Origin of the sequence: Arthrobacter sp. 135MFCol5.1 (assembly GCF_000374865.1) — a bacterium.
In the GTDB taxonomy this organism is placed as follows: Bacteria; Actinomycetota; Actinomycetes; order Actinomycetales; family Micrococcaceae; genus Arthrobacter.
This window is the reverse complement of record NZ_KB895456.1, coordinates 79,474-103,870: the sequence shown is the minus strand read 5'-3', so window position 1 is coordinate 103,870 and position 24,397 is coordinate 79,474. Positions and strand designations below refer to the sequence as shown.

20 protein-coding genes are annotated in these 24,397 nt (G+C 65.2%); 5 read left to right on the top strand and 15 right to left on the bottom strand.

The genetic code is table 11. The annotated features are described in order from the left end of the window. Positions 1 to 293 precede the first annotated feature (293 nt). Positions 294 to 1,610: a cell division protein PerM gene (locus C563_RS0110290; RefSeq protein WP_018761968.1), complete on the top strand. Its 1,317-nt coding sequence runs from the start codon at positions 294 to 296 to the stop codon at positions 1,608 to 1,610. 16 nt (positions 1,611 to 1,626) lie between these two features. On the opposite strand, the gene C563_RS0110285 is transcribed toward C563_RS0110290, so the two are convergent. Beyond that, positions 1,627 to 2,058 carry a hypothetical protein gene (locus tag C563_RS0110285; RefSeq protein WP_018761967.1) on the bottom strand — a complete coding sequence of 144 codons (432 nt, stop codon included), beginning with the start codon at positions 2,056 to 2,058 and terminating at the stop codon, positions 1,627 to 1,629. Positions 2,059 to 2,097: 39 nt separating this feature from the next. Between C563_RS0110285 and purN the strand changes: the two genes are divergently transcribed. After that, entirely contained in the window at positions 2,098 to 2,673 is a 576-nt protein-coding gene (purN, locus tag C563_RS0110280) for a phosphoribosylglycinamide formyltransferase (protein WP_018761966.1), read from the top strand. A 9-nt stretch (positions 2,674 to 2,682) separates the two neighbouring features. Here the strand turns inward: purN and C563_RS0110275 are convergent, their stop codons facing one another. Then, complete coding sequence (locus C563_RS0110275) at positions 2,683 to 4,035, bottom strand: MFS transporter (protein ID WP_018761965.1); 1,353 nt, start codon at positions 4,033 to 4,035, stop codon at positions 2,683 to 2,685. Between the two features lie 143 nt (positions 4,036 to 4,178). On the opposite strand from C563_RS0110275, the gene purH reads away from it, so the two are divergent. Next, positions 4,179 to 5,864 (top strand): bifunctional phosphoribosylaminoimidazolecarboxamide formyltransferase/IMP cyclohydrolase, encoded by a 1,686-nt coding sequence (gene purH, locus C563_RS0110270; RefSeq protein WP_018761964.1) that lies wholly within the window; start codon positions 4,179 to 4,181, stop codon positions 5,862 to 5,864. Positions 5,865 to 5,973: 109 nt separating this feature from the next. Here purH and C563_RS22560 read toward each other — a convergent pair whose 3' ends face one another. Further along, positions 5,974 to 6,147 carry a hypothetical protein gene (locus C563_RS22560; protein ID WP_018761963.1) on the bottom strand — a complete coding sequence of 58 codons (174 nt, stop codon included), beginning with the start codon at positions 6,145 to 6,147 and terminating at the stop codon, positions 5,974 to 5,976. Further along, positions 6,131 to 7,093 (bottom strand): trypsin-like serine peptidase, encoded by a 963-nt coding sequence (locus C563_RS0110260; protein WP_018761962.1) that lies wholly within the window; start codon positions 7,091 to 7,093, stop codon positions 6,131 to 6,133. Before C563_RS0110260 ends, C563_RS22560 begins: the two co-directional genes overlap by 17 nt. A gap of 325 nt (positions 7,094 to 7,418) precedes the next feature. Between C563_RS0110260 and C563_RS0110255 the strand changes: the two genes are divergently transcribed. After that, positions 7,419 to 9,638, top strand: coding sequence for an NADP-dependent isocitrate dehydrogenase (locus tag C563_RS0110255; protein ID WP_018761961.1), 2,220 nt, complete (start codon positions 7,419 to 7,421; stop codon positions 9,636 to 9,638). A gap of 88 nt (positions 9,639 to 9,726) precedes the next feature. On the opposite strand, the gene C563_RS0110250 is transcribed toward C563_RS0110255, so the two are convergent. From C563_RS0110250 to C563_RS0110220, 7 genes are all read right to left on the bottom strand, one after another. Then, complete coding sequence (locus tag C563_RS0110250; RefSeq protein ID WP_018761960.1) at positions 9,727 to 10,221, bottom strand: hypothetical protein; 495 nt, start codon at positions 10,219 to 10,221, stop codon at positions 9,727 to 9,729. Further along, positions 10,218 to 11,414: a serine/threonine-protein kinase gene (locus C563_RS0110245; RefSeq protein ID WP_018761959.1), complete on the bottom strand. Its 1,197-nt coding sequence runs from the start codon at positions 11,412 to 11,414 to the stop codon at positions 10,218 to 10,220. The genes C563_RS0110250 and C563_RS0110245 overlap by 4 nt, the downstream gene beginning before the upstream one ends. Positions 11,415 to 11,686: 272 nt before the next feature. After that, entirely contained in the window at positions 11,687 to 12,508 is an 822-nt protein-coding gene (locus C563_RS21860; RefSeq protein ID WP_026264641.1) for a hypothetical protein, read from the bottom strand. Between the two features lie 91 nt (positions 12,509 to 12,599). Then, complete coding sequence (locus tag C563_RS0110235) at positions 12,600 to 13,406, bottom strand: hypothetical protein (RefSeq protein ID WP_231369868.1); 807 nt, start codon at positions 13,404 to 13,406, stop codon at positions 12,600 to 12,602. Positions 13,407 to 13,676: 270 nt separating this feature from the next. After that, the gene (locus tag C563_RS0110230; RefSeq protein ID WP_018761957.1) at positions 13,677 to 14,747 is read right to left on the bottom strand and encodes a Gfo/Idh/MocA family protein; all 1,071 of its coding nucleotides are present in this window, start codon (positions 14,745 to 14,747) and stop codon (positions 13,677 to 13,679) included. 119 nt (positions 14,748 to 14,866) lie between these two features. Beyond that, positions 14,867 to 15,574, bottom strand: a complete 708-nt coding sequence (locus C563_RS0110225; RefSeq protein ID WP_018761956.1) for an ABC transporter ATP-binding protein — start codon at positions 15,572 to 15,574, stop codon at positions 14,867 to 14,869. 2 nt (positions 15,575 to 15,576) lie between these two features. Further along, the gene (locus C563_RS0110220; protein ID WP_018761955.1) at positions 15,577 to 17,010 is read right to left on the bottom strand and encodes an ABC transporter permease; all 1,434 of its coding nucleotides are present in this window, start codon (positions 17,008 to 17,010) and stop codon (positions 15,577 to 15,579) included. Positions 17,011 to 17,362: 352 nt separating this feature from the next. Between C563_RS0110220 and C563_RS21055 the strand changes: the two genes are divergently transcribed. After that, the gene (locus C563_RS21055) at positions 17,363 to 18,748 is read left to right on the top strand and encodes a pectate lyase family protein (protein ID WP_018761954.1); all 1,386 of its coding nucleotides are present in this window, start codon (positions 17,363 to 17,365) and stop codon (positions 18,746 to 18,748) included. Between the two features lie 78 nt (positions 18,749 to 18,826). Here the strand turns inward: C563_RS21055 and C563_RS0110210 are convergent, their stop codons facing one another. The 4 genes from C563_RS0110210 to C563_RS0110195 all read right to left on the bottom strand — a co-directional run bounded on the left by C563_RS0110210 (position 18,827) and on the right by C563_RS0110195 (position 24,181). Next, positions 18,827 to 19,921, bottom strand: coding sequence for a substrate-binding domain-containing protein (locus C563_RS0110210; protein ID WP_043424015.1), 1,095 nt, complete (start codon positions 19,919 to 19,921; stop codon positions 18,827 to 18,829). Between the two features lie 49 nt (positions 19,922 to 19,970). After that, on the bottom strand, positions 19,971 to 21,254 hold the full coding sequence (gene mmsB, locus C563_RS0110205; protein WP_018761952.1) for a multiple monosaccharide ABC transporter permease: 1,284 nt from the start codon (positions 21,252 to 21,254) through the stop codon (positions 19,971 to 19,973). A 45-nt stretch (positions 21,255 to 21,299) separates the two neighbouring features. After that, the gene (mmsA, locus tag C563_RS0110200; RefSeq protein ID WP_018761951.1) at positions 21,300 to 22,859 is read right to left on the bottom strand and encodes a multiple monosaccharide ABC transporter ATP-binding protein; all 1,560 of its coding nucleotides are present in this window, start codon (positions 22,857 to 22,859) and stop codon (positions 21,300 to 21,302) included. Between the two features lie 131 nt (positions 22,860 to 22,990). Next, positions 22,991 to 24,181 carry an ROK family transcriptional regulator gene (locus C563_RS0110195; protein ID WP_018761950.1) on the bottom strand — a complete coding sequence of 397 codons (1,191 nt, stop codon included), beginning with the start codon at positions 24,179 to 24,181 and terminating at the stop codon, positions 22,991 to 22,993. Positions 24,182 to 24,397 lie beyond the last annotated feature (216 nt).

Here is a 24,397-nt window from a genome sequence, read left to right as displayed (position 1 = left end):
CCGTGGGTGCACCAGCCAGTAGGACGAATATCGTCAGAACTTACGGTTCATCTCTCATTCGCGGCTCCTGTTTCCCGGTTTACGGATCCGGGTCATTGGCCGGCGCGGCAAATGTCCGGCGCCGAAACACATCGCACTGCGCCCGGGTGGGCGGGTGTTGGTTTAGATACCAATTTTACGGCGAGGCCCTTGGAAAAGCGCCGGTCGCATCCCCACTTGATTGTTCACCCAGTGCCGCCGCGGAGCCTGTCGTTCGCGGGCAGGAGGCACCCGGCGTGACACCATGGAAGACGATGAAACTGCGTGCTGATCAGACCGGAAACCGTGGCCTCCCCATGCCGTTGTGGCTGCAGGGCGCCCTTGAAACAGCACAGGCGGCCGTCATTTCCGCGCTGGTGGTGATAGCCCCCATTGTCGCCGTCTGGGCCACTGCGGGTTTCCAGAACGGGCAGTTCGAGGTATTGGCCCGTTTGGCCGGCCAGTCCTGGCTCCTGGTCCATGGCGTGCCACTGGAACTCACGGGAGCGGGGCCGGCCCCGGCAGCTCATGCCGGCTCGGACATCCTGAACCTGATTCCCCTCGGCCTGACCCTGATCCCCTTCCTGCTGGCCTGGCGCGCCGGCCGCCGCCTGGCCCGGGCCTCCTACACCGACCAGCTATGGCAGGCCCTGCTGGGCTCATGGCTGGTTTACGCCGCCTTCGGTGCAGCCACCGGTTTCGTGTGCCGCAGCACCGACGTCGTCATCAATCTCTGGTATGCCATGCTGGTGCCGCTCATTCCCTACGGACTCGGCATGGTGATCGGCGCCCGCAGGGAAGCAGGCTCCTGGAGCCGGCTCATCGGCGTCGACGCGGTGGACTGGATTTCGCGCACCAGCCAGCACTCCCGCTGGGCGGGCTCATACTTTGGCTCTGCCGCGAAGGCCGGCTTCGTGGCCGTGGTGTCGGCCCTTACCTTGGCCGCAGTGCTGCTGGCCGTGGACCTGTTCATCCACTGGAACCTCGTGGTTTCTGTCTATGAGGCGCTCGACGCCGGTCCGGTAGGAGGCGCCGCCCTCACCATCGCGCAGCTCGGCTTCCTGCCGAACCTGGTGGTTTTCGCCCTCGCCTGGACCTCAGGCGCCGGTTTCGCCATGGGCGTGGGGTCCCAGGCGGGGCCGCTGGGCACCGCGGTGGGGCCCATGCCATCCGTTCCGGTCCTGGCGGCCATCCCGTCCGGCCCCATGGACTACGCGTTCGTGGCGTTGCTCGTACCGGTGCTGGCCGGCGTCGTGGCCGGGTGGTGGTTCCTTCGGGAGGGGGAGAACCACTTCGACGAATGGCTCGCCATCAAGATCCATGCACGCTGGTTCACCGCCACCGTTTCCACCCTGGTGCTCGGGGCACTCACCGGGCTGGCCGCCGGGGTGTTGACGATGTGCCTTTCCTGGGTGGCGCGGGGGTCCGCGGGACTCGGCCGACTAACGGATATCGGACCCGACCCGCTCTGGACCGGCCTGTGGGTGGCGGCCGAGGTCGGCATCGGCGTCGTCATTGGCTACGCGGCCGGGCCGTGGCTGGAACGTGAGGAAAGCGGGGCCGCGGAACGGGACGCCGAACTCGTCAGCTAGGCGCTTCGCCGGCGCGCTAACCCACTTTGGTGGGTAAGAAATTTTGGAACTGCGTCACGCACGCATTAGTCGCCCGGTCCGTCAGCGCCCGTCCCATGCATCCTTGGTAGTCGCGCACCTGGTTGAAGAAGACCATGGCGGTCACGAGCAGCGGCACCATGACCACGGCCATCACCAGGCCCGAGATGGTGCCAACCAGGACCAGTTTTGATTCCTTCAACCGGATAGCCCTGACCAGCAGGGAGATCCCCAGGGCCAGGCCGGCTGCCGTGAGGACAGTTGACAACCACAGGTAGCTGACGTCCAACTGGTAGACGAACAGAGCGCCGAGGACCGAAACCAGAAACATCCGGAACAGGGCAAAGGTCTTGGTGCGGGAGGCCTTTGCTGCCTCGCTGAGCGGGGGTTTGGCCTGTTGCTGGACGCCCCGGCCCGGTTGGCTGTTCATGTTTTCCAGCGTACGCGAGCGTGCACCTAAGCTGGACCAATGCGTATCGTCGTCCTCGTCTCCGGCACCGGGTCCAATCTCCAAGCAGTCATCGACGCCGTCAAGGCGGGGGAACTCGACGTGGAAATCGCCGCGGTGGGGGCCGACAGGGAGGGGACCTTCGGCGTCGAACGTTCCGCCGCGGCAGGCATCCCCACGTTTGTGGTGGACTTCAGGTCGTACCGGGACCGTGCGGACTGGAACGCCGCCCTGACCGAGGCCGTGGCCGCCTTCAAGCCAGACGTGGTGGTGTCCTCCGGCTTCATGCGGATCGTCAGCCCCGAGTTCATTGACGCATTCAAGGGCAGGTACCTGAACACCCACCCCGCCCTGCTGCCGGCCTTTCCCGGGGCCCACGGCGTACGGGATGCCATGGCCTACGGCGTGAAGGTGACCGGCTGCACCGTGCACTGGGCCGACGCCGGCGTTGACACCGGGCCCATCATTGCCCAGGAGGCCGTGACCATCGAGGACTCGGACACCGAGGAGACGCTGCACGAGCGCATCAAGGTCGTGGAGCGCCGGCTGCTGGTGTCCACCCTGGCCGCCCTCGCCGCAGACCCCTCGTACGCGTAGCGGTCAACCCTACTGGAGGCGGCGCTGGCGGGTTTCCGGGGAGAAGAAAGCCATCCACAGCACCGACAGCAGCACCAGGGCACCCGCCAGCGCAAAGGACGTGGCGAGGCCCAGTTCCGGCCAAAAGTAGTTGGCGAAGATCAGCGGCCCAAAGCCGGCGCCCAGGCGGGAAAACGTTGATGCCCAGCCAAAGCCGCTGCCCCGCAGTTCCGTGGGGTAGAGCTCGGAGACGTACGCATAGAGCACCGGGATGGCCACCTGCACCACGAACCCGAAGACCAGCAGCCAGAACACCGCGGCCGTGGGAATGTCCACCACGAACGCCACGATCACCAGGGTCAGGGCGGACAGCGGTCCGGTGATGGCCAGGATCCACTTGCGCCCCACACGTTCCACGAGCAGGGCTGCCGCCACCACGCCGAGGAAGCCGACGGCGGCCATGGACGCCGTGGTGACGAACGCCTTGTACTCGGCGAATCCGGCGCCGATCAGGATCCTGGGCATCCAGGTCAGGGACAGGTAATAGACCAGCAGGATGCTGAAGAACAGGGCCCAGGCGGCGGTGGTGATTTTCCAGTTGAACTGCCAGACAGAGCGCAGCTGGGTCCAGGCGCTGCCGGCCGAAAGCCTCGGGGCATCCTTGGCATCGGGCAGGCTGTAGGCCCGGGATTCGGCGCCTGTGGCCACCACCAGCCCGTCAATAATCCTGGCCGCTTCTTCCCGCCGGCCCTTTCGGATCAGGAACAAGGGGGACTCGGGGACGCTCCGCCGGACCCAGAACACCAGCAGGGCCGGGAGCACCATCACCAGCATGGTCAGTCGCCAGTCACCGTTCAGGGCCACCAGGCCGGCCGAGACGAACCCGGCCAGGGCCGCGCCAATGGGCCACCAGCCGTCCATGGCCGTCAGGACCTTGCCGCGCTGCTTCCGCGGCGTGAACTCACCCACCAGGGCGTAGTCCACCGGAATGCAGCCGCCCAGTCCGAAACCAGCCAGGAACCTGAAGATGCAGAACCACATGAAGTCGGGTGAGAAAGCGCCCAGTACGGTGAAGATGGAAAACAGGAGCAGCGTGGCCGTGAACGCCTTCTTGCGGCCCACGGTGTCCGCAATGGTGCCCCAGGCGAACGCCCCGAGGGCCATCCCGATCAGGTTGGCCGTACCCACCCATGCGGCCTCGCCCGGTGTCAGGGCCCAATGCGTGGACAGCAGCGGGATGAGGATGCCATTAAGGGTCACGTCCCAGGCGTCGAACATGAAGCCGAGGCCCCCGATCAGGAATATCCTGCCCTGGACTTTCCATCGCCAGGGCAGTTCCTGGACCACCTGTTCGCCGCTGGGCACAGTGGTGTAAGTATTCATCGCCGCCTCCTGCTGAAGACTCTATCCGGGCCCGCGGACGTTCACACTCCGGAGCACACAGGGGGTAACCGCTGCCTTCGCGATAAACTGGCCGTATCCCCACCAACCGCGGCCCTGTTCCGCGAGATAAGACGGAGACATTTGTGAGCTTCACGCAGCATGAGCGCGTATCCATTGACCGTGTACCCATCCGCCGGGCCCTCATCTCGGTGTACGACAAAACCGGTCTGGAGGAACTCGCTACGGGCCTGCACGCGGCCGGCGTGAAGCTCGTCTCCACCGGTTCCACGGCCAAGAAGATCGCCGCCGCCGGCATCCCCGTGCAAGAGGTTGAGGAAGTCACCGGTTCCCCGGAAATGCTGGATGGACGCGTCAAGACGCTGCACCCCCGCGTCCACGGCGGCATCCTGGCCGACCGCCGCGTCCCCGCCCACATGGAGACGCTCGAAAGCATGGACATTGAGGCTTTCGACCTGGTGGTGGTGAACCTCTACCCGTTCGTGGAGACGGTGAAGTCCGGTGCCGCGCAGGACGATGTCGTTGAGCAGATCGACATCGGGGGCCCCGCCATGGTCCGCTCTGCCGCGAAGAACCATGCCGCTGTCGCCATTGTGGTGGACCCGACCTTCTACGGTCAGGTGGTTGAGGCCGCTGCCGCCGGCGGCTTCGACCTGAAGACCCGCCGCCGCCTCGCTGCCAAGGCGTTCGCCCACACCGCCGCGTACGACAACGCAGTGGCCACCTGGACCGCCAGCCAGTTCCTGGATGAAGACGGCGACGGCGTCATCGACTGGCCTGCCTACGCGGGCCTCTCCCTGGAACGCTCGGAGGTCCTGCGCTACGGCGAGAACCCGCACCAGCAGGCGGCACTCTACGTGGACAAGGCTGCGCCGGTGGGCATCGCCCAGGCGGACCAGCTGCACGGCAAAGCCATGAGTTACAACAACTTCGTGGATGCCGACGCCGCCCTGCGCGCCGCCTACGACTTCAGCGAACCCGCCGTCGCCATCATTAAGCACGCCAACCCCTGCGGTGTTGCCGTCGGCTCCGCGGACGCCGCCGACCCCATCGCCGACGCACACGCCAAGGCCCACGCCTGCGACCCCGTCTCCGCATTCGGCGGCGTCATCGCGGCCAACCGCACCGTCACCGCCGGCATGGCCAACACCGTCAAGGACATCTTCACCGAGGTCGTCATCGCCCCCGGCTTTGAACCCGAGGCCGTGGAGATCCTGTCCAAAAAGAAGAACATCCGCCTGCTTGCCCTCCCCGAAGGCTACGGCCGGTATCCGACGGAGTTCCGCCAGGTATCCGGTGGCATGCTGGTCCAGGTCAGCGACAAGGTGGACGCCGACGGCGACAACCCCGCCAACTGGACCCTCGCCGCCGGTGAGGCCGCGGATGAGAAGACCCTCGCAGACCTCGCCTTCGCCTGGACCGCGTGCCGGGCCGCGAAGTCGAACGCCATCCTGATTGCCGACAACGGCGCAGCCGTGGGCATCGGCATGGGCCAGGTGAACCGGCTCGATTCCTGTCGCCTGGCCGTTGAGCGGGCCAACACGCTGGGCGTGGAGGTTGCCTCCGACGTCGACGGCGCCGGCGGCGCCTCGAATGCGGACGCGAGCGGCGCACCTGAGCGCGCCCGCGGTGCCGTGGCGGCTTCGGACGCGTTCTTCCCGTTCGCCGATGGCCTGCAGATCCTGATCGACGCCGGTGTCCGCGCCGTAGTCCAGCCCGGTGGCTCGGTCCGCGACGAGGAAGTCATCGCGGCAGCCAACGCGGCCGGCATCACCATGTACTTCACCGGAGCCCGGCACTTCTTCCACTGATCGGCTGCATCGATTGCTCCCCACGGGTACGGAGCAATCGATGGCGGATTGAACCGACGACGGCGCCCGTCCCCTGAGAAGGGGACGGGCGCCGTCGTCTGTTGTGCGGTTAGTGCCGGGCCGCCGGGCCGGGGCCGGGTTCCGGAAGTTTTACCTCCCGGGGCCGGGCTTCAGCCATCCGCTCCTCGGTCCAGTATTCGAGGACTTCCTCGCTGGACTGTTCAAGGTCGACATGGCTGACGGGGTCCTGGTCCGGTGCGGGTTCTTTAGGATTTCGCTGCATTGGTGTACGTGGCCTCGATAACCGAGCCCCAGTAAGGGCCGTACATGACGGCGGAGCCGTTGTAGCCGTAACTGTTGATCGAGTTCTGCAGCCCGTCGGACCCGATGCCGATGAACCACGGACCGCCCGAGGAACCGCCGGTCATGTCGCACGGAATGCCCTGGGTGCCGAACTGCGGGTTGTTGGGATCGTTGCTGGCCGTGCCGGTGCAGCTCCACAGGGACGTGCCGTCGAACGGTGAGGCCTGCGGGTAGCCGTAGGCCGTGTAGGTCAGGCCGCGGGCCTGGTTAAAGGCAGTGCCCGAGCCGCCAACGACGTCTGTCAGCTTCTGGCCGTTCAAGGGGTTCATGACCGCGAAGCCGGTGTCATAGGTCATGTCCCCGGTTGAAACCCACTGGGTGGGGGCGTAGAGGGCCTTGGCGGTCCACTTGCCGTAGGGGGCTGCGCCGTTGTCGTAGGCGGGCACGAAGACGAAGTTGGTGGCGTAGGCGCCACTTTCGTTAACGCAGTGTCCGGCCGTTGCCACAGTGCTGCCGTTCGCGGAGGAGACGGCGTTGCCCGAGCACACGTAGTTGGTTGTGCCCATGGTGAAGAAGACCTTGCCGATGTGGGCGACGGGGTTTTCACTCTTGGCGATGGTGGGCTTTCCCTTGGTTCCCTTGGTGGTGGAGGGCTTGCCCTTCTCCACCACGGCGAGGCTGGAGCGGTTGCCGCGCTCGAGCGCCTTCCCTGCAAGGGTGTCACCTGGAAGGGCGCTTTGCATCCGTTCGGGGGTCCAGTAGTCAGCTGCTCCGCCGGCGTCGACTGAGATGCTGGCAACCGAGGGATTCGACGTACCGTCGGACGGTGCGGGGGTGGCGGAAGCCCCGCCGGCGGACGTAAGTGCCAGCACCGCGGCTGCGGAGAAGGTCAGGAAGCCGGATGCCAGGGACCTGGTACGTGTCATTGTTGTCCTGTCTGAACGGGGTTGGGCCCGGGATCGGGAGTGACTTAGCGAACTTATCGCCGCGCGCGGCGTTTGTACACACTCGTGACCAATCATCAGGCGGCACGAGCCGGGCGGCCGCCCGGTACCGCCCCACCTGTGGCAACGGCGGCGGTGCACCCGGAAGCGTGCCGTCGTCGGGCGTTCTCCATCGCTGTAATGCTGCTCTCACCGGGGTAATCCGGGAGGCCCGTTAAGGTTCAAACCGGCGTCCTCGGGTAAGTTGTACTTGGTGAAATAGACAAAGATTTCACAACCAAGCCGACCTTCAGGGAGACGCCCGCGCATGTCCAAGATTATCTACACCCACACCGACGAAGCGCCGATGCTGGCTACCTATTCGTTCCTGCCCATCATCGAGGCCTTCGCTTCGACTGCAGGTGTGGAGGTGGAGACCCGCGACATCTCGCTCGCCGGCCGCATCATTGCCGTGTTCGGTGACTACCTCACCCCGGAACAGCAGATCGGTGACGCCCTTGCTGAACTTGGTGAGCTGGCGAAGACGCCGGAAGCCAACATCATCAAGCTGCCCAACATCAGCGCCTCCATCCCGCAGCTGAAGGCGGCCATCGCCGAGCTGCAGGGCCAGGGCTATGCACTGCCGGATTACCCGGACAACCCCACCTCGGACGAAGAGACCGCCATCCGCTCCCGCTATGACAAGATCAAGGGCTCCGCCGTGAACCCCGTCCTGCGCGAAGGCAACTCGGACCGCCGTGCACCGCTGTCCGTCAAGAACTACGCCCGGCAGAACCCGCACTCCATGGGCGCCTGGACCGCAGACTCCAAGACCAACGTGGCCACCATGGGCCAGGACGACTTCCGCTCCAACGAGAAGTCCGTGGTCATCGAGGCCGACGGCACCATCGCCATCCAGCTGGTCCGTGAGGACGGCTCGGTCAAGGTCCTGAAGAAGGCCTTCCCCGTCCTGGCCGGCGAGGTCATCGACGGCACCGTGATGCGCGCCGCCGCCCTTGACGAGTTCCTCAAGGCCCAGGTGGCCCGTGCCAAGGAAGAGGGCGTGCTGTTCTCCGCGCACCTGAAGGCCACCATGATGAAGGTCTCGGACCCCATCATCTTCGGCCACGTGGTGAAGGCCTACTTCTCCGAACTTTTCGAGACCTACGGCAAGCAGCTTTCCGCCGCCGGCATCAGCCCCAACAACGGCCTCGCCGCCATCCTGAGCAGCCTCGAGGACCTGCCGGCGGATGTCCGCGACGGCGTCCAGAACCTGATCAAGAAGGGCCTGGAAGATGGCCCCGCGCTGGCCATGGTGGACTCCGACAAGGGCATCACCAGCCTCAACGTGCCCTCCGACATCATTGTCGACGCCTCCATGCCGGCCATGATCCGCACCTCCGGCCACATGTGGGGCCCGGACGGCAAGGAAGCCGACACCCTGGCCGTCCTGCCGGACAGCTCCTACGCCGGCATCTACCAGGTGGTCATCGATGACTGCCGCGCCAACGGCGCCTACGACCCCACCACCATGGGCACCGTCCCGAACGTTGGCCTGATGGCCCAGGCCGCCGAAGAGTACGGCAGCCATGACAAGACGTTCGAAATCCAGGAAGCCGGTACGGTGCAGATCGTTGACGGCAACGGCAACGTCCTGATCGAACACGACGTCGTCCCCGGTGACATCTGGCGCGCCTGCCAGACCAAGGACGCCCCCATCCGCGACTGGGTCAAGCTGGCTGTCACCCGCGCCCGCGCCTCGCAGACCCCCGCCGTGTTCTGGCTGGATGAGGAGCGTGCCCACGACGCCAACCTCATCGCCAAGGTCAACGAATACCTGAAGGACCACGACACCGAGGGCCTGGACATCCAGATCATGTCCCCGGTCAAGGCCATCGCCTTCACCTTGGAGCGGATCCGCAAGGGCGAGGACACCATCTCCGTCACCGGCAACGTGCTCCGCGACTACCTCACGGACCTGTTCCCCATCCTGGAACTGGGCACCAGCGCCAAGATGCTCTCGGTTGTGCCGCTGATGAACGGTGGCGGCCTCTTCGAGACCGGCGCCGGCGGTTCCGCCCCCAAGCACGTCCAGCAGCTGCTCAAGGAAAACCACCTTCGCTGGGACAGCCTGGGTGAGTTCCTGGCCCTTGCCGTCAGCTTCGAGCACCTGGCCACCACCACCGGCAACGCCCGCGCCCAGGTCCTCGCAGACACCCTGGACCGCGCCACCGGCACGTTCCTGCTCGAGAACAAGTCGCCCAGCCGCCGCGCCGGCGAGTTGGACAACCGCGGCAGCCACTACTTCCTGGCCCGTTACTGGGCTGAGGAGCTGGCCAAGCAGACGTCCGACGCCGACCTTGCCGCCGCGTTCAGCTCGGTCGCCAACGAGCTTTCTTCCAACGAGGAAACGATCGTTGGCGAGCTGGCTGAAGTCCAGGGCTCGCCAGTAGACATCGGAGGATACTACCGCCCGGATGACGCCAAGGCCTCCGCCGTGATGCGTCCTTCCGCCACCCTCAACAAGGTCATCGCCAGCCTGGCCTAGCCGCCGCGGCTTCGGCAGCAATGAAAGGGGCGGTGCTCCGGATGATTCCGGGGCACCGCCCCTTTGCATGTCGGCGGATGGGTGCAGGTCAGTTCTTGCCCTTGCCCTTGTCGCCGCCGCTGTTCTTTGCGCCGCCGCTGCCGGAACTACCTTGGGCGGGGGCAGGCTGGGGCACGGGCGCATCCGCCGTGGGGTACGCGCTCTGCGCCGCTTGCTGTGCTGCTGTCCGCGCGTCCTCGGCGGCCTTGGCGGCAGCCTGCTGGGCGGCAACGGCCTCGTTGAGGTCTGCCCTGACGGCGCTGGCGACCGTGGTGATGCTGCGGCTCCGCTCCTCGGAGACCTGGCCCTTCGCCGTTGCCGCCGAGAGGTCGGATTCAAGCCCGTCCAGCGCCTTCAGGGCCGAGGCAGGATCGTCCTGCGAAGCCGCCTGGGTAACCTCAAGTACCCGCGCCTGGAACTGTGTGGCGGCCTCCCGCTGCAGGCCGGAACCGGGCGAGGCACACGCGCCCAGGAAACCGGACACAAGCAGCGCCGCGGTGCCGGCCAGGGCAAACCTCGCCATTGTGGTCGGGTGCAACGTCACGGGGCCACGCTCTTTTGGAGTTCCTTCAGATGGTCACCCAAGGTGCCTGTGACCGTGGGATAAGGGACGACGTCGGCGGGCCGGGCGGAGACGCTGATCATCACCGCTGCCGCAGCAGCGGCAACCACCAGTAGGCCGAGGACCACGGCCAGCCAGATTCGCTTGCTCCACAGGAACCGGCGCAGCGAAGAGGCGCTCTTCTTTACAGGGCGTCGCGCGCTCCCAGGGGCAGCCGCTTCCCGCAGCTCATCCATCGATTCTTCGGCAGTGATGGACGGCGGGTGGAAGGGCATGGCGGGCAGCACCCGGGTGGTCTCCGCAGCCAGTTCCCCGGGGGTGGAGGCGGGCGAGACGAGGGCCTGGCGCAACGAGGTCTCGATGTCGGCAGCCGTTGGCCGTTCAAGCGGCTCGATGGACGTCATGGAGCGGATGAGCTCAGCCCATTCGGAGGGCACGTCGTCGGGAATTTCAGGGGCGCGGTGCAGCCGCGCCACAGCCGATTCCACCGCACTGCCGGGATACTCCACGGTGCCCTTAATGCACTCGAGCAACACCAGCCCCAGCGAGTAAATGTCGGTTGCGGGGGACAGGGGCTTGCCGAGTGCCTGCTCGGGGCTGAGGTAGGCGGCGGTGCCCACCATGGTCCCGGTGGCAGTGAGCCTGGTGGAATCCACGATCCTGGCGATGCCGAAGTCCGTGAGTTTCGGGCGCAGCGGCTCGCCGGGACGGATCTGGACCAGCAGGATGTTGCCGGGTTTGATGTCGCGGTGGATGATGCCCAGGCCGTGGACGTAGGCCAGGGCATCGGCGATGCCGGCACCGATGACGGACAATTCTTCCAGGGGCACCCGGCTGTGCCGGATGCGGCTGCGGAGGTCTTGTCCGTCGACGAGCTCCATGGTCAGGAAGGGCCGGGGTTCGTCCGGGATCCGGTCATCAATCCCGGCGTCGAAGAGCGTGACCAGGCCGGGATGGTTGAGCGTGGCAAGGAGCTGGATCTCGGCTTCCTGGCGCTTGAGCTCGTCCGCGTCCGGGGCCTGCGGAGCGAAGAGTTTCAAGGCGACGTCGCGGCCGAGGTTTTCGTCGCGGGCGCAGTACACCGATGACATTCCGCCGCGGCCGATTACTTCGCTCAAACGGTAACGTCCGCCGACCACTTCATTCTTGATGGAGCTAGGCGATTCCGCCACCATGACCGTTCCTCCCGGTGCGCTGCGGCACTGTCGTACCCCAAATTATACGAGGGCCGCGGTTAAACCACAGATTTGGCGGTGCGCATGCCAACGGTCCGGCGGTGTGTTGAAGCATTTCCGCCGGACCATTGGCTACAAGGACATGTGTGCTGATGACATGTTTTGTGTTGTGCTCAGGTTTGTTCCGGGTGGATGTCCTCCTCTCGCCGGCCCGCGCGAGGCAGCCCTTTCAGGCGCCTCCGCGCGGGCGCTGCCTATTGAAAGACGAACCCCTAGGAGACCTTGCGTTTCCGGAGCACCAGAAGTCCTGCCACCAGGAGCAGCAGTGCCAGAGGCGCCAAGGATCCATCCCAGCCGGTCTTGGCGAGGCCGGTGTTCGCGGTTCCCGTGGTGGCGAGGCCGGGACGGCCCTGCGCGGGGTTGCTGAGCGGGACAGTGACAGGTGCGATGGCTCCGCTGACGGCCCTGGAGCCTGCGGATGCCGCCGGGACGTCGCCGGAGGCAGCATTGCTTGCGCCGGGGGTGCTTGTTCCGGGATCAGCTGTTCCGGCGTCTCCGGCGGTGCCGTCTGTAGTCCCGGTGCCGTTGGTGCCGAGGCCGAGGTTGACGTCGGCTGCGGCTGCGAGGTCGGTGGTGCCGGTTGCGGGGGTGGTGGCGGTGCCGAGGTTTACGGTTGCGCCGAGGTCGGCGGTTGTGCCGTCTGTAGTCCCGGTGCCGTTGGTGCCGAGGCCGAGGTTGACGTCGGCTGCGGCTGCGAGGTCGGTGGTGCCGGTTGCGGGGGTGGTGGCGCTGCCGAGTCCCAGGTCTACGGTTGCGCCGAGGTCGGCGGTTGTGCCGTCCGTGGTCCCGGTGCCGTTGGTGCTGAGGCCGAGGTTGACATCCACTGCAGCGGCGACGCCCGTTGAGCTGGACGGCGTTGGGCCACCCAGCAGGCCCAACGACGTCGAGTCAGCGGGCGCCGCCGAGATCAGGGCGGACGCGGAAAGATCCGTCCCGCTGGTTGTGTCCGCCGCGTTGGCGGCAGCGCAGCCAAAGGCCAGAAGGCCGCCGGCAAAGAGGGTGCAAAGCAGCCCCCTGCGAAGGGTGCAGTTCATGATGGTGACTCCTGAATGGTTGATGTTGTTCGGGCGCTGATCAGCTGCCCGTAAAGCCACGTGCTGCCCGTTAGAGGGCAGGCGGCCTCAACTAGTCAGGGGAAGAACCGGGGTCGAATGACACCGGCGCAGGGGCGTGCTCGAAGGTCTCACCGGCGGGAACAGCGCCGGGACGTTCAAAGCCAAAGTAGGCAGGGCTCAGCCATGCTGCGGCACCGGCCGCACCGCCGGATGATGCACCGCTGCCCGTGCCGGATGCCGGTGCGGCAGGAACCTGGGCAGGCAGCGTTGCCGGATCGACGGGAAGGGGCTGTCCTGAAGCGGGCCCAGCAGGGACAGACATGCCAGCCTGCGGGGCAGACGTGTTCGCCAAGGCTGCGCGACCTACCGTCGCAAAGCCAGCGCTGCTGCTGCAGGCCGGCGCCGTGGGCAACGCCCCTGCTCCCTGTTCCGCTTCCGGGAGCATTCCAGGTACATCCGGAAGCGCCTCCAAGGCCTCGGGCCCAGCTGCGGGAACAGGAGCAACCACGGAAGGCAGATCTGCCAGCACGGCGTCGACGGTCGGAGCGGGAAGCGGAAGCGGTGTTGCGGTGGCACGGGTCAGAAGATCAGCAACCGGTTGGAGCGCCGGTTCGAGTGCCGGGACGGCCTCGGCTGCAGGGGCCGCAACAACCTCCGCCACCCCGGCCGCTATCTGGTCGGCCATGCCACCAACTGCAGCGGAGACAGCGGAAACGCTTCCCCCCGGAACAAGCTGGTCCACCACGGGAACCGTGGAAATGGTAGTGTCCCCAGCCTCGGATACCGGCGGTGCCACCGTCTGCACCAGTCCGGGTGCTGCAGCAGGTCCGGCCGGAGGGGCCACTGGGGACGCCGGATTCGCAAGATCGTGGGTCATTGCTGAAACCGAGCCGGTCACGTCGCCGAGCACGGGCGGGGAGCCAGGACCGGAATCCGCCGACGCTGGGGCTGACGACAGCGTCAGCCACAAGACTGCGGCCGCTCCGGCGAGGAGCGCAGGGCGCAGGGCACACCATGGCGAACTCCTTCGAGCCATGCGTACCACCCCCCAGTGACCGGCGCAATCGATGCTGCCTACAGGGTAGGACCGGGCATTCCGGGAAGTCTAGGGGTTGGCGCAAACAATCTGGGAACTCCGCCCCAAGCCCTAGCGGTTGTCGTTCGGGTAGGTGACGCCCAGCTGCGCGCGAACACCGTCGAACAGCCGCATCGTGTTCAGTGAATCCTCCAGAGGCATCACCGGGCTCTCCGTGAGCCCCTGTTGGACGCACCTCATCACCTCGCGCAGCTCGTAGGTGTAGCCCTTTCCGACGACGTCGAACGTTTCCGTCCGGCGGTTCTCCCACCCGTTGGCGATGATGAGTTCGCGCGGACTGTTGATCGACCCAACGCTCTGCAGGAACCCCAGGCTTCCGGCAACGGTGGCGGTACGGGGCCCATGCGCCAGCAGCGATGAGGTGAGCTGGACCTGGGCCGCGTGGCTGTAGCCGAGGGTCATCGCGTTCTGGGCGTCCACGCCGTCGTCGTTCACGAATCCGGTGGCGCTCACGGTCTGCGGAAAACCGAGGGTCCCCAAGGCCCAGAGAAGCGGATAAACCGACAGATCCAGCAGCGCACCCCCGCCGTCTTCGCGCGCCCAGAGCCGGGCGGTGGGGGAGTACGGTGCAGGAAAGCCGAGGTCGGCGCTGATCCAGTGGATGTCGCCCAGTTCACCCGATGCGGCAATTTCGAAAGCCCGCTGCATTGACGGCAGGAACCGGCTCCAGACCGCCTCCATCAGGAAGAGCTTGTGTTTGCGGGCGACGTCGATGAGTTCGGCCGCTTCCCGGGCGTTGATGGTGAAGGCTTTTTCGCACAGCACGTGCTTGCCGGCGTTGAGGGCGGCGAGGACAATCTCGTGGTGCTGCGCATGCGGCGTTGCGACGTAGACGATGTCCACGGCGTCATCGGCGAGGAGCCGTTGGTAGCCGGGCACGCCGTCGTCGTCCCCGTAGGCTTTCTCAAAGTCGTAGGCGACAGCAAACGCGTCCGCAGAGTCCTGGGCCCGGGAACTGACCGCGTACAGCCTGGCGTCCTGAAGCAACGCAAGATCTTGTGAGACGGCGCGGGCAATGCTGCCTGTTGCGATGATTCCCCAGCGCAGGGGCGTTCCGGTGGCGGAGCGGGGGTCCTGGTCAGGCTGGCCGGTCAGCCATGGCGTGGCGATGGGAGCAGTCATAACTGCCATCCTGTCACAGCGCGCTGCGGGGTGGGGGAGTGCGCCGCCACGGGGGAGGACGGCACCAGCACAACGGGCCCAAGGCGGGGCGCGGTGCCCCGCCTCGAGCCCCGGACGCCTCAGGCAGAAGCGGCGACGGCGGCCCGGCCGCGGACGGGTTCCTCCGTCAACTTGCCCTGCTGGAGCCGGAAACGGCGGTCGGTCTTGTTGGCCAAGGCGCGGTCGTGCGTGACCACCAGGATGGTGGTGTTGTGGTCCCGGCTCAGCGAACTGAGGAGCTCGATGATGTGGTCGCCGGTTTGCTCGTCCAGGTTCCCGGTGGGCTCGTCGGCCAGGATGAGCTTGGGTTCGTTGGCCAGTGCCCGGGCAATGGCCACGCGCTGCTGCTCGCCACCGGAGAGCCGGTTGATGCGCCGCTCATGCTTGGAAGGGTCCAGCTGGACCTGCTCCAGCAACTCCTTTGCCCGCTGCAGCCGGGCTGCCTTGCGCATGCCGGCGAACTCCATGGGCAGCATGACGTTGTCCACTGCCGATAAGTTGGGGATCAGATTGAACTGCTGGAAAACGAAACCGATATCGCGCCGACGGTACTCGGTCAGCTTTGCGTCGGGCATCCTGGCGAGGCTGACCCCGTTGACCAGCACGTCACCGCTGGTGGGCTTGTCAAGCGCGCCCAGGAGGGACAAGAGGGTGCTCTTGCCACTGCCGCTCTTGCCAACAATCGAGGCAAGGGTTCCTTGCTCCAAGGCGAAGCTGACATCGTTGACCGGCTTGATGGTGCGGTCACCGGAGTTGAAAGTACGGATCAGGTTCTTGACTTCAATCATGGCTATTCTCCTCGCAGGACTTCGACGGGACGGATACGCGCCGTGAGCAGCGCGGGAACCAGGGCGCCGACGATGGCGACGCCGAAGACGGCCGCAATGCCACCGGCGATGACTCCCGGCGATGCGCTCGCGGTCACGGAGTTCAAAAGCTGGGAGGCGCCACCCAGGGGACCGCCCTGGCCACCGGGGAAGCCACCGGCCCCGCCCGGGAATCCGCGGCCGGTGGTTGTGGCCGCCGTCGGGGTGGTGTTGCTGCTGATCAGGGCAGAGGCAATGCCGCCGCTGGCGAATGATGCGATACCGGCTCCCACCGCGCTGCCCAGTGCGGCGAGGACCAGTGCTTCCAGCACGAACTGCAGTCCGATGGTGCGGTTGGGTGCCCCGATAGCCTTCAGTACGCCGATCTCTCGGCGGCGCTCGCGGACCAGCATGACCATAATGAGCAGGATGATCAGGCCTGCCGTGCCAAGGGCGGCGATGAATGCGATCAAGGAAATGTTCTTGACGCTGTCCAGGGAGCTGACCGCCGTCTGCAGGTTCTGGCCTTGGGTGACGTCAGCCTTGTCGGTGCCGAGAGCCGATTGCAGCGCTGTCTTGGTGGAGGCCACATTGTCCATCGAGTTGACCGTGACAATCATGCTGGACAGCTCATTTTGCGTCCCGGCCAAGGTCTGGGCAGTAGGCAGTGTCACGTATACGGCGTTGTTGCCGAACGCGGTGCCTGCATCGAACAGTCCCGCCACTGTGTAGGCCTGGTCATTGATGGTGAAGGTGGAACCGATCGTGAGGTTGTTCTTCTCAGCCAGTGTGGTGCCGAGCAGCGCGCTGGTCGAAGCGGTTGAGTAGTCTCCGAGTCCGGAGCCCTGCGTGATGTTCAAGGCTTTGCCCGTGGTGTCCACCTCTGCGCCGATCCCCGTGGCAGTGATGGGCAGGGACCTGACGGCCTGGGTGCCCCCGGTGGAACCGGTGGTTCCGTTGGCCTGCTGGTTGCGGTTTCCCAGAGTGCCGGCGTCCACCGCCGCAGTCAGGCTGGTGGTCAGGGTCGCTGCCGACTGGCCGCCGGGGCCGCCCTGGCCCCCGGGACCAGTCTGCCCGGTCTGCCCCGCTGCTGCTTGCGCTGCGGCTTCAGTGGCGTTGCGGAGGCGGAGCGATGAGGTCCCGACGACGGCACTGACGTTGGGCACGGCAGCGGCGGCAGCTGCTTGGTCGGCGGTGAGCGGCTCTCCGCCGCCTTCGAAGCCCTGCCCACCGGCGGGGTTTACGGTCAGCACCGTGCCCACGGAGGCGTTGAGCTCCTGCACTTTCGCTCCGACCGCTTGGTTGGCCACCAGCATGGCCAGAGCCAGTCCAATGGCGACGGCCAGCACCGCGACAACAGCTGCGGTGCGGACCTTGTTTCTGAAGGCATTGCCTACGCTTCGGGCAAGGACGCTCACGTTACTCCTAGGACTCAGGTGCCGGCGCGGAGAGCCGGCTTCGAATCAACCTTCCCCGGGCATGCTGTGCAGGAATCCGGCCAAAGCTGTGTTTGTGCTGTGAAGTGCTATTGACAGCTTTGTCACAGAAGTACTAAATATTAAGAGTCTCCTCAGAAAGCGTTTTCTGACTCGAGTCGTAACCCATCCGATGCACCACGTACCAAGGCATGTGGTTCTATTTGGCATGCCGGAAACCAGGCCAATGACGTCCCTGAAAATGCTTCGACCCTTCCCCTTAGCGCAGCGGTGTCTGCCGCGTGTCGCTGCGTTCTCCACTTCCGTCCTCTGCGCGCTGGCCGTCGGAATTGCTGTGGCAGCTCCCGCCCCGGCCACCCCGGCGCCAGCTGGCGGCGGCATCATCCGTGCTGATGATGCGGCACCCACTGGCTGGGCCGCCGTCGGAAGCGGTACCAATGGCGGCGCCGGCGCACCTGCCGCAAACACCTATGAGGTGAGCACACTTGCCGGGCTGAAGGCTGCGCTGGCCAACCATGGTGAGCCCACGGCGCCGAAGGTGGTTTACGTCAGCGGCACCATCGACGGCAACCAGGCACCGGACGGCCGCATCCTCGGGGAACAGGATTACGCGCCCGGATACGACATCACCAAGTACATGTCCTGCTTCGGGCCGGAGGGCAAGGAGTGGAGCGACCAGGCCTTCGATTACTGCAAAAAGCAGCGCCAACTGCGCCAGACGGGCAGCAACAACATGAAGCGGCAGATCGAGGTCAGCATCCCCAGCAACACCACCCTCGTTGGGGTGGATGGCGGCGCTGGCTTCGTGGGTGCCAACATCGTGATCCTTAGCGCCTCGAACGTGGTCATTCGAAACCTCAGCATTGAAGCGCCCGTGGATTTCTTCACCACATGGTCTCCCGACGACGGCGACGGAGCCTGGAACGCGCGCTTTGATGCTGTCTCTTCAGTGACGTCCAACCACGTGTGGATAGATCACGTCCACCTGTCCGACGGCAGGTTCCCCGACAGCGAGGCGCCGATGGGCTTCCGGAACAAGCCTGCGAACCGGCACGATGGACTGCTGGACCTTAAGGACGGCACCGATTTCGTCACCGTTTCGAACAGCAGCCTGTCCGACCACGACAAGACCATGCTCCTGGGATCGGGTGATGAGCACGTGGACAAGGACGGCGGGAAGCTTCGTGTCACATATATCGGAAACCTCTTCGAGAACATCCAGCAGCGCGGACCGCGCGTACGCTTCGGCGAGGTCCATGTGGTGAACAACTACTTCGTTGGCAGCACGGATGATCCCGAGTACCCCATGATCAGCGAAGGGCAGGGCGGCCACAGCTACTTCCTCGGCGCCGGATATGAATCACGAATCTTTTCAGAGCGAAATGCGTTCGAATACACCGGTCCCGGGGCTGACCAGAGCGTCATGGTCAGCAGCTACAACGGCAACCGCTTCAGCGATACCGGGTCCTGGTTCAACGGGGCCGAAGCAGACCTGAATGCCATAGCCCGTGCCTCCTTCGACCAACATCGTGCGCAAGCCCTTGCCGAAGCAGAAGAGACCGGAACTATTGCCCCGGACTGGACCGGTTGGGACTTCACCACGGATGTGGGCTGGAACCCCGCCGACGCCTACGCCTACAAGGCGTTTACCACCCCTGCGGCCGTGAAGAACCACGCGCTGCAGTTCACCGGTCCGGGAGTGCTCCGGGTCCAGCGCTAGGCAGACGCAGGAAAGCCCGGCCCCACGAAGGGACCGGGCTTTCCTGTAGCCGGTTTTACGCCGGCTGTTGCACGGGTGCTACTTGGTGATCGGGCCGAGTACGGGGTCGTCCGTGTAGGCCGTCTTCACGTTGGCGGAGGTCACGATGACCGGCTCCAGCAGGTAGGCGGGTACAACCTTGTTGCCGTTGTTGTAGGACTTGTCGTCGTTGACCTCAGGCTTCTTGCCGGCCTGCAGGTCCTTGACCATGGTGATTGCGTGCTCAACGAGCTTGCGGGTGTCCTTGTTGATGGTGGAGTACTGCTCGCCGGCGAGGATGGACTTGACCGACTCAACCTCGGAGTCCTGGCCGGTGACCACCGGGATCGGCTTGCCTGCGGCCTTGACGGAGGTCAGGATCGCGCGGGCCAGGGTGTCGTTGGGGGACAGGACGCCGTCAACGTTGGCGCTGCTGTAGCTGCCGCTGAGCAGGGTGTCCATGCGGCGCTGGGCGTTCTCAGCCTTCCAGCCCTGGGTTACGGCCTGCTCGAAGCTGGCCTGTCCGGAGACAACCTTGAGGGTGCCGTCGTCGATCTTGGGCTTCAGGACGCTCATGGCGCCGTCGAAGAACACCTTGGCGTTGGCATCGTCCGGTGAACCCGCGAACAGTTCGATGTTGTAGGGACCGGACGGCTTCTTGGCCTTGAGGCCGTCCAGCAGGGCCTGGCCCTGGAGAACGCCGACCTTGAAGTTGTCATACGCCACGTAGTAGTCCACGTTGGCGGTGTTCAGCAGGAGGCGGTCGTAGGCGATGATGGTGGCGCCTGCGTCCTTTGCCTGCTTGAGCTGGGTACCCAGCTGGGAGCCGTCGATGGCGCCCACGATGATGACCTTGGCACCCTTGGTGACCATGGCGCTGATCTGGTTCTGCTGCTCGGAAACGCCGCCGTTGGCGAACTGGACGTCAGCCTTGAACCCTGCGCCGTTCAGGCCGTCGTTGAACAGCTTCTCGGCCAGGACCCAGTTCTCACTGGTCTTCTGCGGAAGCGCGACGCCGATGGAGGAGTTCTGGTCGAATCCCGCGGCACCGCTGCTGGAACCACCGGAGGGTTCCGAGCGTCCACAGCCCGTCAGCGCCAGTGCTGCGATGGCAGCAACCGCTGCGGCCTTCCCTGCTTTACCAAACATTCGCATTGTTGGTTCTCTTTCTTTGTGTGATGGAACAGTATTCAGGCTGCAAACTTCAGGCTTCCCTGGCGATCGCTTCCTTGGTGGAGGTTGTTTCGTCAGGCTGGATGGGGCCGCTGGGGCCGGCGGTGTTGCGGTTCATGTTCCGGGTCAGCATGCCGATGATGGACCGCTTGCCCTGGGACTTGTTGTAGACGTCGAAGGCGACGGCGATCAGGAGGACCAGGCCCTTGATGATCTGGGTGAGGTCGGCGCCGACGCCCAGGAGCTGCAGGCCGTTGTTGAGCACGGCCATGACCAGGCCACCGATGATGGAGCCGACCACGGTGCCCACGCCGCCTGTCACTGCCGCGCCGCCGATGAAGACAGCGGCGATGGCGTCCAGTTCCCAGCCGACGCCGTCAAAGGGGCCGGACGCGGTGGAGCGGCCCACGAAGATCATGCCGGCCAGCCCGGCCAGGATGGACATGTTCATCATGACCAGGAAGTTGACCTTCTTGGACTGGACGCCGGACAGTTCGGCTGCGTGGCGGTTGCCACCGACAGCGTAGACGTGGCGGCCAACGACGGTGCGCGAGGAGATGAAGCCGTAGATCAGGACCAGGACGGCCAGGATCAGGCCGGGGATGGGGAAGGACGTGCCGGGCCGGCCCGTGGCGAACAGGTACGTGGCGTAAAGGATGGCGGCGCAGATCAGCACCAGCTTCACCACGGTCACCCACATTTCGGGGACGCCTGCGCCCAGCGCCTTGGCCCGTGCCCGGGCCCGGAGTTCACCTACGACGACGAAGACCGCAACGGCGATGCCCATCAGGAGTGTCAGGTTGTTGAACCCGGTGTCCGGTCCTACCTCGGGGAGGTAGCCGGAGCCGAGGTACTGGAAGTCTTCCGGGACGGGAATGGTGTTGGACTTGCCTACGAACTGGTTGAAGCCGCGGAACAGGAGCATGCCGGCCAGGGTGACGATGAAGGCCGGAATGCCCACATACGCTGTCCACAGGCCTTGCCAGGCTCCGATCAGCGCTCCGAGCAGCAGGCCCAGGAGCACGCCCGCATACCAGGGGATTCCCCAGTCGCGGATGGCCAGGGCGACGCTGACCCCGACAAACGCCGCGACCGAACCGACGGAAAGATCGATGTGGCCGGCGATAATCACCAGGACCATACCGATCGCCAGGATCAGGATGTAGGAGTTGCCGTTGAAGAGGTTGATGACGTTGCCGGGTGTGAGGGTGCGGCCGTCGGTGAAGATCTGGAAGAAAATGATCAGCGCAACCAGGGCGAAGATCATGCCGAATTGGCGGGTGTTGCCGCCAAACAGCTTTTTGAGGGCGTTCATGGTGTCAGTCCTTGTGTCCGGAAGGTTCTGGGGATTGCCAGAAGGTCAGGCGGCTTTTCGGGTAGCGGAGGTCATCAGTTTCATCAGGCTTTCCTGGCTGGCCTCGTCTTTGGTCAGGACACCGGTGATGGCGCCTTCGAAGATGGTGTAGATGCGGTCGGACAGGCCCAGGAGCTCGGGCAGCTCCGAGGAAATAACGATGACGCCCTTGCCCTGGTTGGCGAGCTGCTGGATGATGCCGTAGATCTCATACTTGGCGCCGACGTCGATGCCGCGCGTGGGCTCGTCGAGGATCAGCAGGTCGGGGTCCGTGAACATCCACTTGGCGAGGACCACCTTCTGCTGGTTGCCGCCGGAGAGCTTGGCGACACCTTCCTCGACAGAGGGCGTCTTGGTCCGCAGCGACTTGCGGTACTGCTCCGCAACCGTGAATTCCTGGTTGGCGTCCACCACGAAGTTGTGGCTGATCTTGCGCAGGTTGGCCGCCACGGTGGTGGTCTTGATGTCATCCAGGAGGTTCAGGCCCAGCGACTTGCGGTCCTCGGTGACGTAGCCCAGTCCGGCGTCGATGGCCTGCCGGACGTTCTTGAGGACGACTTCCTTGCCATCCTTGTAGATATGGCCGTCGATGAAGCGGCCGTAGGACCGGCCGAAGACCGAGCGGGCCAGTTCCGTGCGCCCGGCACCCATGAGCCCGGCGAAACCGACGATTTCACCACGGCGGACAAAAAAGTTCGAGCCCTTGCAGACCAGGCGGTCCTGGATGGCCGGGTGGCCAACAGTCCAGTCCTTGACCTCGAAGAACACCTCGCCGATCTTGGGTGTGTGGTCCGGGAACCGGGATTCCAGTGTCCGGCCCACCATGCCCTTGATGATCCGGTCCTCGTCCACGCCGTCCTTCTTGACGTCCAGGGTCTCGATTGACTTGCCGTCGCGGATGATGGTGATCGAATCGGCCACCTGCTCAATCTCGTTGAGCTTGTGCGAAATGATGATCGACGTGATGCCCTTCGCCTTCAGGCCCAGCATCAAATCCAGCAGATGCTGGGAGTCGGATTCATTAAGGGCTGCAGTGGGCTCGTCCAGGATCAGGATCTTCACGGACTTGTTCAGCGCCTTGGCGATTTCCACCAGTTGCTGCTTGCCGACGCCGATTTCCTTGATGGGGGTGTCCGGGTCATCCCGGAGGCCTACCCGCGCCAGCAGGTCCAGGGACCGCAGCCGGGCCTCGGCCCAGTCGATGACGCCCCGCTTGGTGGGTTCGTTGCCCAGGAAGATGTTTTCCATGATGGACAGCTCGGGGATCAGCGCCAGTTCCTGGTGGATGATGACGATTCCGGCATGCTCGCTGGCCCTGATGTCCTTGAACTGCTGGACCTGGCCCTGGTACACGATGTCGCCGTCGTAGCTGCCGTAGGGGTAGACGCCCGAGAGGACCTTCATGAGGGTGGACTTGCCGGCGCCGTTTTCGCCGCAGATGGCGTGGATTTCGCCGGCCCTGACCCGGAGGCTCACGTTCGACAAGGCTTTAACGCCGGGGAATTCCTTGGTGATGGACCGCATCTCAAGGATGATCGGATCCGTATGCGTGGTCTGGGACGTCATGAGCCCTAACCCTCCAATGCAATGACTTCTTTGTCCGGCCGGCAAAGCGCAGGGCCGTCTGAACCAAAAGTAAACTGGATCACAGCTGTTGTCGTCAAGTCTTTAACGCAATTGCCGGATAACGAAATGGTCTACGAGCGTCGGATACCGGCATGCTGGAACACCAAAGCGGCCGCCCCCAGGGCTTCGGCTCGGTCGCCCAGCGAGGACATGGCCAAGGTGGTTGTTTCGCCGATCACCGGCACGGCGTGCCGGATCAGCCCCCTGCGGATAGGGTCCAGCAGGATGTCGCCCAAGCCTGCCAGCGGCCCGCCCACCACGATGACTTCGGGGTTGATCAGATTGGCCACGTTGCCCAGGGCACGCCCCACCGCCAGGCCTGCGTCGTCCACCACGCGGAGGGTTGCCGAGTCCCGGTTCAAGGCTTTCCTGACGATGTCGGCGGGCGTCAACGGCCGGTCCTCGCCGCGGCTCAGGAGCTCGATCATGGTGGTGGTGGACGCGATGGTTTCCAGGCATCCGCGGTTCCCGCACCGGCACACCAGCCCTTGCTCGTGGATGGTGGCATGGCCGATTTCGCCGGTGATTCCCACGTTGCCGTAGTACGGCGCTCCGTTGAGGATCAGGCCGGCGCCGATACCGGAACCGATCTTCAGGAACAGCAGGTTGCTGACCCCCGAATGCTGCCCCCAGGTCACTTCTGACCATGCGCCCAGATTCGCGTCATTGTCCACAAACACGGGGATTCTCAAGGTTTCCTCAAGATGCTGGAGGATGTTGATGCCCACCCATTCGGGAAGGATTGCCCCCTGCGCGACGGTGCCGGTCCGCCGGTCGATCGGGCCTGGAATTCCGACGCCGGCGCCCACCATGTAGCTCCGTTCCACCCCGCTTTCCCGGAGCAGTTTCTCCAGCAGCACCACCGCCGCCTGGATGCCGTCGTCCGCCTGGTGGCCCAGCGGAAGCATCACCGACTCTTCTGCAATGACGTGGTAGCTGAGGGAGGCCAAGACCACCCGCAGGTGCCGGCGGCCGAAATCGATGCCGACCGCAACGGCGCCATTGCTGTTGAGCCGCACGTTCAATGCCCGGCGGCCGGAACTGGTAATCGGTTCGGTGGAGGCCAAGCCGGAGTCCAGCATGATTTTGACGATGTTCGAGACGGTGGCAGTAGAAAGCCCCGTCTGCCGGGCGAGCTCCGCCTGCGTGGACGGACCCCCCATAAGGGCCTCAATGATCCGCTGCTGGTTCAGCTGCCGCAGGGCTGACTGCGAGCCGGGATTCTTGGGCTTGCTCCTCGTTGAGCGCGTGGTTGCGGACATGCTAAGAAGATTGCCCTATCGTTCCTCTTGTAGTCAAGAAGTTAACGCATAACGTCGGACGGGTGTCCGGTAAACGCGTCTGACCTCTTTTGCGAGCCGGCCGTGGGCATTCCGTCCCGCGGCAGGGGGCGGACGGGTCCAAACGACCCGTCTCCTTCCCTGCAGCGCTGGCTAGGCTGGAGGCAGTCAACAGTCCGGCCTGTCCAGTCACCACGG